The sequence below is a fragment of the Paraburkholderia bannensis NBRC 103871 genome (assembly GCF_000685015.1).
GTDB classification, from domain to species: Bacteria; Pseudomonadota; Gammaproteobacteria; order Burkholderiales; family Burkholderiaceae; genus Paraburkholderia; species Paraburkholderia bannensis.
Genome location: NZ_BAYA01000017.1, coordinates 73,492 through 87,451 on the forward strand (window position 1 = coordinate 73,492; position 13,960 = coordinate 87,451).

The 13,960-nt window shown below is 65.5% G+C and carries 11 protein-coding genes; 9 read left to right on the forward strand and 2 right to left on the reverse strand.

Going from position 1 to position 13,960, the window contains the following annotated elements:
- Positions 1-58 precede the first annotated feature (58 nt).
- Both BBA01S_RS42605 and BBA01S_RS24720 read left to right on the forward strand, forming a co-directional pair.
- The gene (locus tag BBA01S_RS42605) at positions 59-700 is read left to right on the forward strand and encodes a trimeric intracellular cation channel family protein (RefSeq protein WP_042297841.1); all 642 of its coding nucleotides are present in this window, start codon (positions 59-61) and stop codon (positions 698-700) included.
- On the forward strand, positions 693-1,118 hold the full coding sequence (locus tag BBA01S_RS24720) for a surface-adhesin E family protein (protein ID WP_156966066.1): 426 nt from the start codon (positions 693-695) through the stop codon (positions 1,116-1,118). The genes BBA01S_RS42605 and BBA01S_RS24720 overlap by 8 nt, the downstream gene beginning before the upstream one ends.
- Here the strand turns inward: BBA01S_RS24720 and BBA01S_RS24725 are convergent.
- Both BBA01S_RS24725 and BBA01S_RS42610 read right to left on the reverse strand, forming a co-directional pair.
- Positions 1,095-2,198: a TAXI family TRAP transporter solute-binding subunit gene (locus BBA01S_RS24725; RefSeq protein WP_027818787.1), complete on the reverse strand. Its 1,104-nt coding sequence runs from the start codon at positions 2,196-2,198 to the stop codon at positions 1,095-1,097. The two genes, BBA01S_RS24720 and BBA01S_RS24725, sit on opposite strands and share 24 nt — an antisense overlap.
- 58 nt (positions 2,199-2,256) lie before the next feature.
- A complete protein-coding gene (locus BBA01S_RS42610; protein WP_156966067.1) occupies positions 2,257-3,285 on the reverse strand; it encodes a zinc ribbon domain-containing protein in 1,029 nt (342 codons plus the stop codon).
- Positions 3,286-3,969: 684 nt separating this feature from the next.
- Between BBA01S_RS42610 and BBA01S_RS24735 the strand changes: the two genes are divergently transcribed.
- The 7 genes from BBA01S_RS24735 (at position 3,970) to bcsB (ending at position 13,950) form a co-directional block, all read left to right on the forward strand.
- On the forward strand, positions 3,970-4,419 hold the full coding sequence (locus BBA01S_RS24735; protein WP_027818789.1) for a hypothetical protein: 450 nt from the start codon (positions 3,970-3,972) through the stop codon (positions 4,417-4,419).
- A 371-nt stretch (positions 4,420-4,790) separates the two neighbouring features.
- Positions 4,791-5,219 carry a cellulose biosynthesis protein BcsD gene (gene bcsD / locus BBA01S_RS24740; RefSeq protein WP_042297844.1) on the forward strand — a complete coding sequence of 143 codons (429 nt, stop codon included), beginning with the start codon at positions 4,791-4,793 and terminating at the stop codon, positions 5,217-5,219.
- Between the two features lie 84 nt (positions 5,220-5,303).
- A complete protein-coding gene (gene bcsR / locus BBA01S_RS24745) occupies positions 5,304-5,783 on the forward strand; it encodes a BcsR/BcsP family cellulose biosynthesis protein (protein WP_027818791.1) in 480 nt (159 codons plus the stop codon).
- Positions 5,780-6,757 carry a cellulose biosynthesis protein BcsQ gene (gene bcsQ, locus BBA01S_RS42615; protein ID WP_063750566.1) on the forward strand — a complete coding sequence of 326 codons (978 nt, stop codon included), beginning with the start codon at positions 5,780-5,782 and terminating at the stop codon, positions 6,755-6,757. Before bcsR ends, bcsQ begins: the two co-directional genes overlap by 4 nt.
- A gap of 11 nt (positions 6,758-6,768) precedes the next feature.
- Positions 6,769-9,039 carry a UDP-forming cellulose synthase catalytic subunit gene (gene bcsA / locus BBA01S_RS42620; RefSeq protein WP_245641572.1) on the forward strand — a complete coding sequence of 757 codons (2,271 nt, stop codon included), beginning with the start codon at positions 6,769-6,771 and terminating at the stop codon, positions 9,037-9,039.
- Positions 9,036-11,486: a cellulose biosynthesis cyclic di-GMP-binding regulatory protein BcsB gene (locus BBA01S_RS42625; RefSeq protein ID WP_052391874.1), complete on the forward strand. Its 2,451-nt coding sequence runs from the start codon at positions 9,036-9,038 to the stop codon at positions 11,484-11,486. Before bcsA ends, BBA01S_RS42625 begins: the two co-directional genes overlap by 4 nt.
- 40 nt (positions 11,487-11,526) lie before the next feature.
- A complete protein-coding gene (gene bcsB, locus BBA01S_RS42630; protein WP_042297846.1) occupies positions 11,527-13,950 on the forward strand; it encodes a cellulose biosynthesis cyclic di-GMP-binding regulatory protein BcsB in 2,424 nt (807 codons plus the stop codon).
- Positions 13,951-13,960 lie beyond the last annotated feature (10 nt).

Genomic DNA, 13,960 nt, shown 5'->3' on the forward strand with positions numbered 1-13,960 from the left:
GCACGTTTTTCCCCATCTTGGGTTCTTTGCTGCCGTTCGATTCGTCGAGGTGCGCAGCATGCTGAATCTCATCTATCTCGTCGCCATTGCCGCCGAAGCGATGACAGGTGCGCTCGCCGCGCGCCGCCGCAACCTCGATGTGTTTGGCGTGCTTGTGATCGCCTTTGTGACGGCGCTGGGCGGCGGAACCGTACGCGATATTTTTCTCGGCCATTTCCCGGTCGCGTGGACACAGCATCCCGGTTATCTCTACCTCGTGCTGTCCGCGGGCTTGCTGACGACGCTCATCGCGCCTTATCTGCGGCACTTGCGCGAGATTTTTCTGGTTCTCGACGCCATGGGGCTGATGGCGTTCACGCTGATCGGCTGCAATGTGGCGCTGACGATGGGGTATTCCGTGCCGGTCGTGATGATCGCGGGCATGGTGACGGGCGTCTTCGGCGGCGTGCTGCGCGATGTGCTGTGCAATCGCGTGCCCGTCGTATTCCAGCGCGAACTCTATGCGAGCGTGTCGCTGCTAGCTGGCGGTCTCTTTCTGCTGCTGCGCGCCGCTGGTGTCGACCAGGACATGAATACCGCGATCAGTTTCGCGCTGGGTCTGGGCTTGCGTCTACTCGCTATATGGCGGGGCTGGCACCTGCCCGTATTCGAAGCGGAAGACGGGCCCGGAGCGAATCCGCGTGGCGCACATCATGAATAAGCCCGTATTCAGGGGCCTTGGTGCAACCGCGGCTGCTTGCGCCGTGTTGCTCTTTCACGCGGCGGCGGCCGAGGCCAGGCAATGGCATCTGCTGTCACACGATCAAGGCGCAACCATCTATTACGATGCCGCGTCCATTTCCACCGATCGCGGCGTCGTGAAAGTGTGGACACGCACGGACTTCGACCCGCCCAATCTCATCGGCGCAAAAAAGGAAACCGACGACCGCGCGCTATTCGCATTCCGCTGCCGCGCGCGCGAGGTCGGACTGGCGAGCCTGCTGGCCTACGATATCGACGGCAACGAAATTGCGCGCGCCAACGAATCGACGATCCGCTTCGAGCAGGTCGAGCCGCTCGGGCCCGCCAGGGCGCTCATGAAAATCGCGTGCGGCTCACTGTTTTCCGCACAGCAATAGCACGCGTTCCTGATCCGTACAGGGCCGCCCGTTGCTGGACTGCGTCGTGGCGGCGCGCGGGGCGCCCGTGCCTGCCGCCGCCTGCACCGCGGCGCGATGCGCGAAACACGCCTTCAATTGCCGCTCGACGGGCCGATAGTATTGCCAGCCCTTGCCGAGTCCGGGCAATTCGAGCTTCACCTGTTTCCACTTCGGATGGCCGTGCTCCTGGAGGTTGTCGAAGTTCGCGCACAGCGAATCGGCGAAGCGCTTCAGGTTGCCGACGGTATCGCGCAGGTTGTAGTCGTAGGTGACGAGAAACGCCTTGACCGTCCAGGTCGGCACGTCTTCCTTCAACCAGTTCGGGTAGCTCGATGTGTGGATCGTCGCCGGGAAATACGTCTGCTTTGCGCGCGCCGTTTCAGGCGCATTCGGATCGACGCGCAGGAAGCGGATCTGTTGCAGCAGGTTGGGATCCATGTCGGTGAAGAGCTTGGCGGGCTGCCCGGCGACGATGATCGCCACGTCGATCTTCTTGACGATCAGCGCGGCCAGCGCATCTTCATTGCTCAGGTGCTGCGCGTTCTGCTCGGGAATCGTCTGGCCGAACATCAGGCGATACAGCGTCGAGGCCGATTGCGCCGTGCCGCTGCCGATCAGGCCGACGCTGATCGTCTTGTCCTTGATCTCGTTGATCGTCTTCATCGGCGAGTCGTTACGTACGACGAAATAAATTTCCTCGTCGTAGAGCGGCATGATGAGACGCAGCGGGCGGATTGTCGTGCCCGCGTCCTGGTTGCCGGAATTGGCCATGTCGACATAGGCCTGGTAGACATCGGACTGCACGAGCGCGAGCTTCACGCCCGGTTCGAAGCGCATGCGCTGCACGTTTTCCGCCGAGCCTTTCGAGGGCAGCACTTCCAGGTCGATGCCCGCGGGCTGCGCGACCCATTTCGAGAGATCCTGGCCGATCTGGATGTAGGTGCCGCGCTCGGGCCCGGTGGTGATCTTGTAGTGCGCGTCCGGGGCGGCGGCGACGGCGAGCGTCGAGGAAAGCAGGGCGACCAGGCCCGCCAGTGCCGCTAGAGTCGTCTTCAGCATGTCTCTCTCCCGCTGGGGATGTGATGGAAGGCAGACTTCGAGAACCGAGAAAACCGCGTCAATGCCCGGCGCCGGATGGCGTGGCGGGCTTCCAGCCGTTTTGCAGGATGGCGCGCTGGCGCGCATCGACGGCGTTGTCGTTGTTGGCAGAATTCGTGGCCGGATTCGTGACCGGATTGGTAGCTGGATTCGTGGCCGGGTTCGTTGCGTTCGTCGTCGTGGCCGCAGCGGCTGAAGCGCGCGGCGCCCAGGCTGTCGAGAGGATCGCGCGCTCCATCAGCGATTGCGCCTGCTGGCTGCTCGAATCGATCGCAAGGGCTTCGGACGCCTGTTGCTGCACGCAGGCCCAGTCGTGCTGGGTCGCGCAGCGATCCGCGTTTTGCAGGACGCTGTCGCGTTGCTGTTCGCGTGTTGCGATATCGCGCTGGATTGCGCGCGCGTCGTCATTGCCCGCGTCGCGTGAGAGGGCGGCTTCGTCCGCGGCCTTTGCGTCAGACAAATTGTGGGTCGCGAGGCTCGCATGCGCGGCCCGCAAGCTGTCGGGCACGTCCTTGAATTGGGGCACGGCGACCGGCCTGGGGATATCGGCTTGTTGCGTGGTGTCGGCGGCGCCGGTGTTGGCGCTGTTGCCCGATTGCGCTGCGTTCTTCGTGAGCTGGCGCGGAAGGTACGGCAGGATCGAGCCGACCAGCGAGTGAATGCCGGGCGCGTCGCTCGCATCGTCGGCCTTGCGGTTGCCGCCCAGCATCAGGTACGCGGCATAGGCGAGCGCGAGGAACAGCAGCACCAGCATCACCACCTTGGGAAAGCTGCGTCGCTCGATCTGGCCCGGCGAGGTTTCGTGCTCGATCATCGGGTGTTGCTGGAATTCGGGCTTTACCGCGGGGTGATCGAAGGCCGGTGCGGCAGGCGCTGTGGACGGGCCTTGAGCGAGCGCCCCGGAGCGCGAGCGCACGCGCAGTGCGGCTCTTTCGAGTGGACGCTTCGCGCCGCAGTACGGGCAGGTATCGACGTACTCCTTGAGCACGCCGCCACAGTGCTTGCACGCTGCGGGGAAATGCTGGTCACGAATAGTCTGAGCAGACATGCTGTAGCCCCACCGTGATGGCGATGCCATTTCGGCATGCTCAGGATCGTCGTTGATGCGACCGGCGAGCGATTCGCGGAACACGATCTACATGCGCAGGAAAGCCTGAAAGCGGCGGGGCCGCACCGGGCACAGCCGCTTGAAGAAAATATGGGTGGTTTCCCACATTGCGTCAATCGCCGTTGTTACCTACCGCACATAAGCGTTGCACCAATGCGGGGTGGCGGCTTGAAGCACAGCGACATACGGTGCAGGAAATCAGGGGCGCACGGCATTGCTCATAGGAATCGGCCTGCGTTGCGATGCTTCCCCGCTGTCCTGAAGCCGCGTGCCCAATCCAGTAATTTTCCGCTGATCCGTTTTGCCATCCACGCAATTAAATCTGCAAACGTTTGCTCCCAATATATAAACAAATGATCCGAAAATTCATATTTGCGTGCTGTGATAAGCAGTCCATCCTATGCTAGGATTTTTTATTGAAGTTTCAGTGTTTTAACAGGTTCCAGTGCTGGTTCCGGCGGCAATCGGCCATGCGTCCGGTGCCGGAAAACTGCGCGTACGAGGGCTGCCGCGTCACCACATGCGGCGGCCTTTTTTGTGCGCGCAGGCGCAATGCTCATAAAACATAAATCAGATTGGCCTCATGCCCGCGCGCGTCGCGGGTAGAGAAGGCCACAATAAAAAATGAAAGCGACCGAATACATGTTTCGTTTCCCGGGGTGTGGAAACGAACCGTCGCGTTACAGCGTGATCGTGCTGCAGGGTGTCAGTGTGACGTTTATTCGAATCGGCTCTGCGCAGAAGCCGTTTTCGCTGCTGGTGCCGAGAGCGCACGACGCAACGTTTGCGCACGTACGTGCGGAAGATCTTGCAAGACTGGCCATCGCGCAGGCGATCTGCGCTGAACTGCTGGAGGCCGACGTGGCGCACGCGCTCGACCTGGACGTTCACGGCCCACTCTGGGACGGCGAACTGGACGCCGGGCAATGGCAGCACGACACGGCTGAACCGGTGCTGGAAGCCGCGCCCGCCGTGGCGCAGACCCCTGCTGCGCCGCCCGTCGTCCCGCGTCACGCAGAGTCTGGCAGCACGATCTTCGACGTGGACTTTGCCGCCACGGCTGCTGCGCCTTGACGGAGTCTTCGCCGGGCCAAGGGCGGGCGCAATAGGGACGCAAGAGCGGCGCAAGAGGGACACACAACCCGCACAAACCCGGTTACTCGTCTGATGAATATGACAATGCGTTACGGCGTCGATACTTTCGACATGCCCCCTTTAACTCGCAAACGTTTTCCCTGATTAATTTGTCGCGTACGAGTGACAGATTGTTCGCTTCCGTACAAATTTAAAAATAAAAACCGGATGAATAAAAAGTATAATCCGGCGCGCGCCACGTTTGTGATCATTGCGCACGCCGCCGGTCACTGCCCAAGTGGTGCTCCAGGCCGTTTTCCAAGTTCCGCAGTCGCAAAGTGCGCCGCCCGCAAGGGCGCATCGATAAACCCATGAATTCCATGCCAGCGCCGCAATGGCAACCGTTCCTGTCGTTCTTTTCGCAGGAGCTGACGCAACACCTGACGCCCAGGCTTCTCACCCAGCTCACGCGTAGCGCGGGCGGCGAGTTCGCCCGTCAATACGCGCTGGCGGACGCGGGCACCGTCGCCGGCATGCAGGACGCGATGAACCGGGTCTGGAGCGGCATGGACTGGGGTGTGGTGGAGATCCGCGAAGCGCAGGACTGGCTCGTGCTCACGCACTACCACGCGCCGCTCAAGGCGGCGTTCGGGCAGGAGCGGCTGGCGTGGGCCGGGGCGTTTCTCGAAGGGGCCTACGAGACCTGGATGTACCAGCTTGGCGCCGATTCGCAGTTGCGGATGACCACGGCAGGGCCCGCCGATGCATCGGGAACGATGGTTTTTCTTTTCGGCAAGTAATCAGGCAGATAGCGAGCAGCGACTTGTGCATATGCGCATGACGCGCATTGGTGGACAGCACAACGAATTCGACGGGGTTAGCGCATGAGCGGTGCTTCGGATATTGCGAAACTTTTCGAGGTAGCAGGCGGAAGTCCAGCGCAGTACCAGGAGGTGGAGAGGGCGGAACAAATGCAAGGAGCGCGTGGGCGTTGGTCTGCGCACGCCGATGCTCAGCCCGATCCCGACCAGCAGGACGTCGAAGCCGACAACGCGCAGCCGCTGATCGCATGGTCGATTGCCGCCGTGACGGACGAGCCGCCGCCGGTCTTGCCTGCTGCTCAAGAGCCGCCCGCTTGCGCGATTGAAGACACTGTTGAAGTCGCGGCAGAAGCCCAGGTAGAACCCGAGGCTCAGCCCGTGGCTCAGCCCGCCGTCGCTGCTGAAGCGCTCACGACGCCCGCGATTGAAACCGCTCCGGCACCCGTTGCCGCGCCGCAGGCCGCCGCGCTCAGCAGCGTGTTTGCGCGCCTGATGGAGCGCAACGAGCCGCGCGCCGACGCTGCGCCGCGCGGGAAGTCATGATCGTCGTCGCCATTGTTTCCGCCAAGGGCGGCGTGGGCAAAAGCACGATAGCCGCCAATCTGGCCGTCGCGCTGAGCCGTCACGCGCGCACGGTGCTGGCCGTCGACCTCGATCCGCAAAACGCGCTGCATCTGCATCTGGGCGGCACGCCGCAGGACATCGGCGGCCTGTCGCGCGCGAGCGTGGCCGGCACGGCGTGGAGCGATGCCTGCACGCGCGCCGCTTCGGGCGTACGTGTATTGCCATTTGGTCAGATCAATGAAACCGACCTGCCGACGCTGGAGCGCCGCATCGCCGACGATCCGCACTGGCTCGCGACGCAACTGCACAGCCTGAACCTGCCCGACGACGCCGTGGTGATTCTGGACACGCCGCCTGGCGTGTCGAACACGTTGCGCCAGGTGCTGGCCGCAGCCGATCTGGTGATCTCCGTCGTGCTTGCCGATGCCGCGTCTTACGCGACCTTGCCGCAGATCGACAACCTGATCCGCCGTCATCACCGCGCGCGTCCCGGCAGTGTCGAACCCGTTTGCATCGTCAATCAGGTCGATGTGGCCAGCCGCCTGTCGCGCGAAGCGTTGCAGTTGATCGAAGGCGTGCTCGGCCAGCGTGTGCTGGGCCGCGTGCGCGCCGACCGCGCGGTGAGCGAAGCGCTGGCGCACGGGCAGACCGTCGTCGAGTCGTCGCAGGACAGCGCGGGCCACCAGGATCTCATGGAGTGCGCCGACCGGGTGCTGCAGCTTTTGCCGTCGCGCCGCCCGCAAGCAGAGCAGCAAGCAGAGCCGCAAGCGCAAACGACGCAAGAGCGGCAAGAACCGCAAACCCCAACGACCGTGGTGCTCGGCGACGAAGACCGCCGCCCGGATCGACAAACCGCGCAGCGATCGCGCAAAGCTGGCGTGTATCGGTTGATGGCCGTGCTGCTGTTTGCGGTGCTGGTGCTGCTGATCGTGCTCTGGATCAGGACGCGCTAAGGGAAACCGCTATGGCATTCATGAAACGCAAGTCGCAATCGACGCAGCCGCAGCCGCAGAACGCGCCACGGCTCCCCAACGCAACGGGCCAGACCGACGATGCGGGCGACTGGGACGACACGCTGTTGAACACGGGCACGGCGCTGCTGGCGCAGGGCTGGGTGCGCCTCGTCGTGACGCTGGCGGCCGTGGCGCTGTTCGTCTCCACGCTGACCGTTCACCTGGCGCTCTCGCAGCAATGGGTGTTCGCGATCCTGTGCATGGGCGTGGCGCTGCTCCTGAGCCGCATCCAGGGGCGCGTGCTCACGGTGTCGCTGGTGGCGCTGTCGGTGTTCATGTCGATGCGCTATCTCTACTGGCGCGTGACGCAGACACTCGATTTCACCAGCCCGCTCGACCGCGTGTTCGGCTACCTGCTGCTGGCCGCCGAGTGCTACGCCGTGCTGATGCTGCTGTGCAGCTACTTCCAGACGCTCTGGCCGCTGCATCGCCGTCCCGCGCCGTTGCCTGCCGATAGTTCGGCATGGCCCACGGTCGACGTGTTCATTCCCACCTATAACGAGCCGCTCGACGTGGTGCGCCAGTCGGTGCTGGCCGCGACGCTGCTCGACTGGCCCGCCGACAAGCTGCGCGTCTACCTGCTCGACGACGGCCGCCGTCCCGAGTTCCGCGAGTTCTGCGAGCAGGCGGGCGTGGAGTACCTGACGCGCCCCGACAACAAGCACGCCAAGGCGGGCAACCTCAACGCGGCGCTCGCGAAGACCGACGGCGAATTCGTCGCGGTGTTCGACTGCGACCACGTCACCACGCGCTCGTTCCTGCAGATCTGCATGGGCTGGTTCCTGAAAGATCCGAAGATGGCGATGGTGCAGACGCCGCACGTGTTCTATTCGCCGGATCCGTTCGAGCGCAACCTCGAAACCTTCCGCAAGGTGCCCAACGAAGGCGACCTGTTCTATGGCGTCCTGCAAAACGGCAACGACCTCTGGAACGCCGCGTTCTTCTGCGGCTCGTGTGCGGTGCTGCGCCGTTCGGCGCTCGACGAAGTCGGCGGCGTCGCCACCGAGAGCGTCACGGAAGACGCGCTGACCGCGCTCAAGATGAGCATGAAGGGCTACAACACCGCGTACCTGGCGATTCCGCAGGCCGCGGGCCTCGCCACCGAAAGCCTGGGCCGCCACGTCGGCCAGCGCATCCGCTGGGCGCGCGGCATGGCCGAGATTTTCCGCCAGTTCAATCCGCTCCTGATCAAGGGGCTGTCGGTGCCGCAGCGGCTCTGCTACCTGAGCGCGATGATGCACTTCTTCTTCGGCTTGCCGCGCCTCGTGTTCCTGATTACGCCGATGGCGTACCTGTTCTTCGGCGCGCACGTCTTTCACGCCTCGGCGCTGATGGTGCTCGCCTATGCGGTGCCTCACCTCGTGATTTCGAGCGTGGGCGCGTCGCGCATCCAGGGGCGCTTTCGCCATTCCTTCTGGAGCGAGGTCTACGAAACGGTGCTCGCGTGGTACGTCGTCGTGCCCGCGCTCCAGGCGGTGTTTTTCCCCGGCAGCAAGGGCTTCAACGTGACGTCCAAGGGCGGCGTGATCCGCCAGTCGTTCCTCGACTGGGCGATGGCGCGGCCGTATATCGGCCTGCTGCTCATCAACCTGGCGGGCTTCGTGGTCGGCATCGTTGGTCTCGTGCGCAGCCCGGGCTGGCCGGAAGCCATGAGTATCGTGTTCAACCTGGTCTGGGTGATCTACAACGTCATGAACCTCAGCGCCGCCGCGGGTGTCGCGACCGAGTCGCGCCAGTTGCGCCTCACGCCGCGCGTACAGATCGAGTTGCCCGCCGCCGTGCGCCTGGCCGACGGCCGCCAGATTGCCTGTCATACCAGCGACTATTCGCAGGGCGGCCTGGGCCTGTTGCTGCCCGAGGATGCGGCCATGCCCCAGCGCGGCGAGCGCATCCTGGTGTCGGTGTTCCGCGACGACTACGAAGGCAAGTTTCCCGCCGAAGTCCAGGTCGTGCGTGGCCGCACCGTGGGCGTGAGCTTCCCGGCGCTGACCATCGACCAGGAGCGCGATCTCATGCGCGTGACGTTCTCGCGCGCCGACAGCTGGATCGCGTCGTGGGGCCGCTATCGTCCAGACCGGCCGCTGCGCAGCCTGTTCGAGGTGCTGGGCGTGGGCATGCGCGGCCTGAAGGATCTGTTCAAGCACATGCTGCTGGGCGGGCGCGAGCGCCTGAACCGTGCAGCCGGGACGCCTTCCAGCGAGATGGGATCGAAGCAATCGTGAGTCCCGTCCATCTGTCGACTTTGCGCGCCTTGACGCGCACGCGCCGGTTCGCGCCCGTGCTGGCGCCGGTACTGGGCGCCGTGCTGGCCGTGTTCGCGCTCGGGGCGAATGTGGCGCTGGCTGAGGACGCGCCTTCGGCCGCTGCTCTGCCTGTTTCTCAGCCTGTTTCTCAGCCTGTTTCTCAGCCTGTTTCTCAGCCTGTTTCTCAGCCTGTTTCTCAGCCTGCTTCTCAGCCTGCTTCTCAGTCCGCTTCGCAGGCGGTCGCCGCCACCGCGCCGGCCCAACCCGATGCAGCGAACGCCTACACCTACCGCATTCCGCTGCTGCGCGACAACGCTGGCCAGAGCCTGACCTTGCAGGGCGTGGACGCCTATGGCGGCATGGATTTCGGCTTGCGCCAGGACGAGCGCGTGGTCAGCGCGCGTCTTGTGCTCGACTACCGTTATTCGCCGAAGCTGCTGCCCGCGCTCTCGCACCTGAACGTGCTGCTCAACAGCGTGGTGGGCGCAACGATTGCGCTGCCCGAACCCGCGCCCAACGCGTCGATCACGACGACGGTCGACCTGCCGGTCTCGGTGCTCAAGGAATTCAATCACCTGAACCTGGAGTTGATCGCCCATAGCAAGGCGAGCGACCAGGGCAACGACCCGCAGAGCCCCGACTTGTGGCTCAACGCCGGGCCAAACAGCGCGCTCGAACTGACCGTTGCGCCGACCAGCACCGCGAGCGACCTCTCGCGCCTGCCCGCGCCGTTTTTCGATGCGCGCGACGTGCGCCGCGTCGACCTGCCCGTGGTGCTGCCGCGCGCGCCGCGCGCCGACCGCCTGGAATCGGCGGGCATTGTGACGTCGTGGCTCGGCGCGCAGGCGGGCTATCGCGGCTCGCATTTCGGCGCGAGCCTGGGCGCGCTGCCCGCGCACGGCAATGGCGTCGTGCTGGCGGCGCGCGACGAGTTGCCGGGTCTGGGCCTGTCCGCATCCGCGCCCGCAACCGATGGCCCGACCCTCGCCATCGTCGCCAATCCCAACGATCCCAGCGGCAAGCTGCTGCTGATCGCGGGGCGCGACGACGCGCAGATTCGCGTGGCCGCGAAGGCGCTGGTGGTTGGCGCGAAGACGCTGTCCGGCGCGCAGGTGCGCATCGACGGGCCGGTCAACGTCGCGCCGCGCAAGCCCTTCGACGCGCCGAACTGGCTGCCCAGCGACCGTCCGGTGGAGCTGGGCGAACTGTTGCCCGCCGACCGTTTTACGGTGCAGGGCTTCCGCCCCGGCGCCATCGACGTCGACCTGCGCCTGCCGCCAGGCCTGTTCGGCTTCGACAGCGACGGCGCGGTGCTCGATCTGCACTATCGCTATACGGGGCGTCCGGAATCGACGCAGTCGGCGCTGCGCGTGCTGGCGGGCAACACGCCGGTCGCGACGCTGGGGCTGCCCGGCGACGCTTCCGACGGCCACGCCGTCATGCACATTCCGCCGTACCTGCTGCCGCCGCTGACGACGCTGCAATTCGACTACCAGTACGAAGCGGTCAAGTCGAAGGACAACTGGCAGGACTTGCCGGGCGGCCCGCTCATGAGCGCGATCGACCCGACTTCGACGATCGATATTTCGCACCTGCCGCATTACGCCGCGATGCCAGACCTGCGCGCCTTCAGCGACGCGGGCTTCCCGTTCACGCGCCTGGCCGACCTGGCGCAAAGCGCGGTGATCCTGCCCGCGCAGCCGGTCGCCGACGATTACTCCGCGTACCTGACGCTGATGGCCAGCATGGGCCAGGCGACCGGTTATCCGGTGCTGGGCGTGACGGTGGCAAGTCCTGACCAGGTCGATGCGCTGCGCCGCAAGGATCTGCTCGTGCTGGCCTCGGGCGACAACCAGCCCTTGCTCAAGGCCTGGCACGACGACCTGCCGCGCGGCTTCTTCGGGCCGGATACGCACACGGGCCACGGCTTGGCCGCGTGGTGGGACAAGCTGACCGGCGGCCAGGCGCAGGCGCGCCACGACGCGCAGATCGCCGCGCTCTATCGCAGCGACGATCACGACGGCATGGTGGCCGGCTTTCAGTCGCCGCTTGCGCGCGGGCGCAGCGTGGTCGTGGTCGCGGGCAATACGCCAGGCGGTCTCGACGCGGTCGTGAGCGTGCTGCAGGCGCGCCGTTATCGCGTGGGCGACACCATCAACGGCTCGCTCGTGATCGCGCACGGCGGCGTGCTGACCACGCTGAATACGGATCAAAGTTATTTCATCGGCAATTTGCCGTTGCGGCTTTCGGTGCAGTGGTTCTTCGCGAGCCACATCGTGCTGCTGCTCGTGGCGACGCTTGGCAGCGTCGTGCTCATCGGCCTGCTCGGCGGGGTGCTGCTGCATCGGCGCGCGCTGAACCGGCTGGACCTGGACATTCCCCAGACATCGCAACGTGAAGAAGGACGACGAGGTTCTCATGTTTAAAAGACGGCCTGACATCTCCCGGGCACGCCTCGCGCGTCGCATGACCGTGCAGCCCGTATGGCCGGCGCTGCTGCTGGGCTGTGTTTTTGTCGCGACGCCTTTGGCGCAGGCCGCTCAGGCAGCGGCGAGCGCAAAGCCCGCCGCTGCGAATACCGCGGCGAGCCCGGCTGCGGCGCAGCCCGACGCGAACGCGCCCGCAGCGGCCCCGGCCCCGACCGGCCCCGTCACGACCGTCACCTACACGTTGCAGCAACTGGGCGCGCAATACGCGCTCAACCTGCGCGGCGTCGATGGCAGCAACACGCTGCCGGTGGGCGTGCGCGACGACCAGGTCGTGAGCGGTGCGCGCCTGAACCTGCGCTACGCCTATTCGCCCGCGCTGCTGGCCGATCTCTCGCACATCAACGTGCTGGTCAACGACCAGGTCGCGGCGTCGATTGCGGTGCCCAAGGAAACCGGTGGCCAGAGCCTGCAACGCACGATCGCGCTGCCGCCGTATCTGTTCACCTCGAACAGCAAGTTGCGTCTGCAACTGATTGGCCACTACACGACGCAGTGCGAAGACCCGCTGCATTCGAGCCTGTGGGCCAACATCAGCAACGAAAGCACGCTGAGCATCGACACCCAGCCGCTGCCCCAGGGCAACGACCTCGCGCGCCTGCCGCAGCCGTTCTTCGACACCCACGATATCCGTCGCCTGAACCTGCCGTTCGTGTTCGCGGGCAACCCCGACGCAGCCGCGCTGGAAGCGGCGGGCGCGGTGTCGTCGTGGTTCGGCGCGCTCGCTAACTATCGCGGCGCGGACTTCCCGGTGTCGCTGTCGACCGTGCCCGCGCAGGGCAACGCCATCGTGATGGTCGAAAGCGCGGATCAGGCGACGCTCGCCGGTGCGCCGCTGCAAGGCCCGACGCTGGCCATCGTCGCCAATCCTAACGATCCCAACGGCAAGCTGCTGCTCGTCATGGGCCGCGACGGCAAGGAACTCAAGCAGGCCGCCGACGCGCTGGTCGCGGGCAGCCAGACGCTGTCGGGCCCGAGCGCGCTCATCACGCATTTCGCCGATCTCGCGCCGCGCAAGCCTTACGATGCGCCGCGCTGGCTGCGCACCGACCGTCCGGTGTCGTTCGGCGAACTCGTCGATGCGAAGCAACTGGGCGTGTCGGGCTACAGCCCCGACCTCATCCGCATCAACACGCGCGTGCCGCCCGACCTGTTCGGCTGGCATGCGCGCAACGTGCCGATCGACCTGCATTACCGCTACACGCCGCAGCCGTACATGGTGAATTCGTCGCTGCTGTTCAGCGTGAGCGACCAGTTCATGAAGTCGATTGCGCTGCTGCCGCTGGAGCGCCTGGAAGGCTCCGAAAAGCTGCGCGCCGAAGTGCTGCCCGATAGCAGCCTGCCGCGTCAGGCGAAGCTGGAAGTGCCGCTGGAGACGCTGCTTCAGCCCAACACGCAGCTCCAGTTCCGCTACATGTACGACTACATCAAGCAGGGCGAGTGCCGCGACATCATCATCGACAACGTGCGCGGCGCGATCGATCCGGAATCGACGATCGACCTGTCGGGGTATCCGCACTACATGGCGATGCCGAACCTCGCCGCCTTTGCGCAGGCCGGTTTCCCGTTCACGCGCATGGCCGACCTGTCCGGCACCGACGTCGTGCTGGGCGCGAACGCAGGCGTGCAGGAGTACAGCACCTACCTGTCCGTGATGGGCCGCATGGGCGACTCCACCGGCTATCCGGCGAGCGGCGTGACGGTGCTGCGCGGCCAGCGCATCGACGCGATGCCTGCGGGCAAGGATCTGCTGGTGATCGCCTCGGGCGCCGACCAGGCGTGGCTCAAGGGCTGGGCGCAGTACATGCCCGCGGCCTACGACCAGAGCGCGCAGTTCTCGATTTCGGATCTGCCGGGCCGCGTGCGCGGCTGGTTCCATTCGAACCCGCGCCTGGACGCCGAGCCGGGCCGCCTGTCGCTGGCCTGGACGGGGCCTGGCGTGAGCGCCGTGCTGGCGGGTTTCGAGTCGCCGATGGAGAAGGGCCGCAGCGTCGTCATGATGGTCAGCAACCAGCCTGAAGGCCTCAAGGATGCGGTCTCCGCGCTGCTGGGCGTGCCGAACTACGACAAGCAGCCGATCCAGGGCAGCCTCGTGTCGATCCGCGGCCAGGAAGTCGATTCGCTCGTGGGCGAGCACACCTACTACGTCGGCAGCCTGGGCATCTGGCGCGGGCTCGACTGGTGGCTGTCGTCGTTCGGGCTGTCGCTCGCGTGGCTGCTCAAGGTGCTGGGCGTGATGGCGCTCGTGGCGATCGCGGCGGGCGGCTTCAGCTTCCTGCGCCGCCGCCAGGCGCGCCGCGACGAGCAGGCCCAGGCTCGCCTGCGCGCAGCAGCGCTTGCCCAGCGCGAGAAGGCGCAGCAAGAAGCCGCGCAGCAGGCCCAGGCGCATCACGAACAAAACTAACTAACCAATC

Coding starts and splice junctions, on each gene's coding strand:
- BBA01S_RS42605 (WP_042297841.1), top strand. CDS start 59: ATGCTGAATCTCATCTATCTCGTCGCCATTGCCGCCGAAGCGATGACA.
- BBA01S_RS24720 (WP_156966066.1), top strand. CDS start 693: ATGAATAAGCCCGTATTCAGGGGCCTTGGTGCAACCGCGGCTGCTTGC.
- BBA01S_RS24725 (WP_027818787.1), bottom strand. CDS start 2,198: ATGCTGAAGACGACTCTAGCGGCACTGGCGGGCCTGGTCGCCCTGCTT.
- BBA01S_RS42610 (WP_156966067.1), bottom strand. CDS start 3,285: ATGTCTGCTCAGACTATTCGTGACCAGCATTTCCCCGCAGCGTGCAAG.
- BBA01S_RS24735 (WP_027818789.1), top strand. CDS start 3,970: ATGAAAGCGACCGAATACATGTTTCGTTTCCCGGGGTGTGGAAACGAA.
- bcsD (WP_042297844.1), top strand. CDS start 4,791: ATGAATTCCATGCCAGCGCCGCAATGGCAACCGTTCCTGTCGTTCTTT.
- bcsR (WP_027818791.1), top strand. CDS start 5,304: ATGAGCGGTGCTTCGGATATTGCGAAACTTTTCGAGGTAGCAGGCGGA.
- bcsQ (WP_063750566.1), top strand. CDS start 5,780: ATGATCGTCGTCGCCATTGTTTCCGCCAAGGGCGGCGTGGGCAAAAGC.
- bcsA (WP_245641572.1), top strand. CDS start 6,769: ATGGCATTCATGAAACGCAAGTCGCAATCGACGCAGCCGCAGCCGCAG.
- bcsB (WP_042297846.1), top strand. CDS start 11,527: ATGACCGTGCAGCCCGTATGGCCGGCGCTGCTGCTGGGCTGTGTTTTT.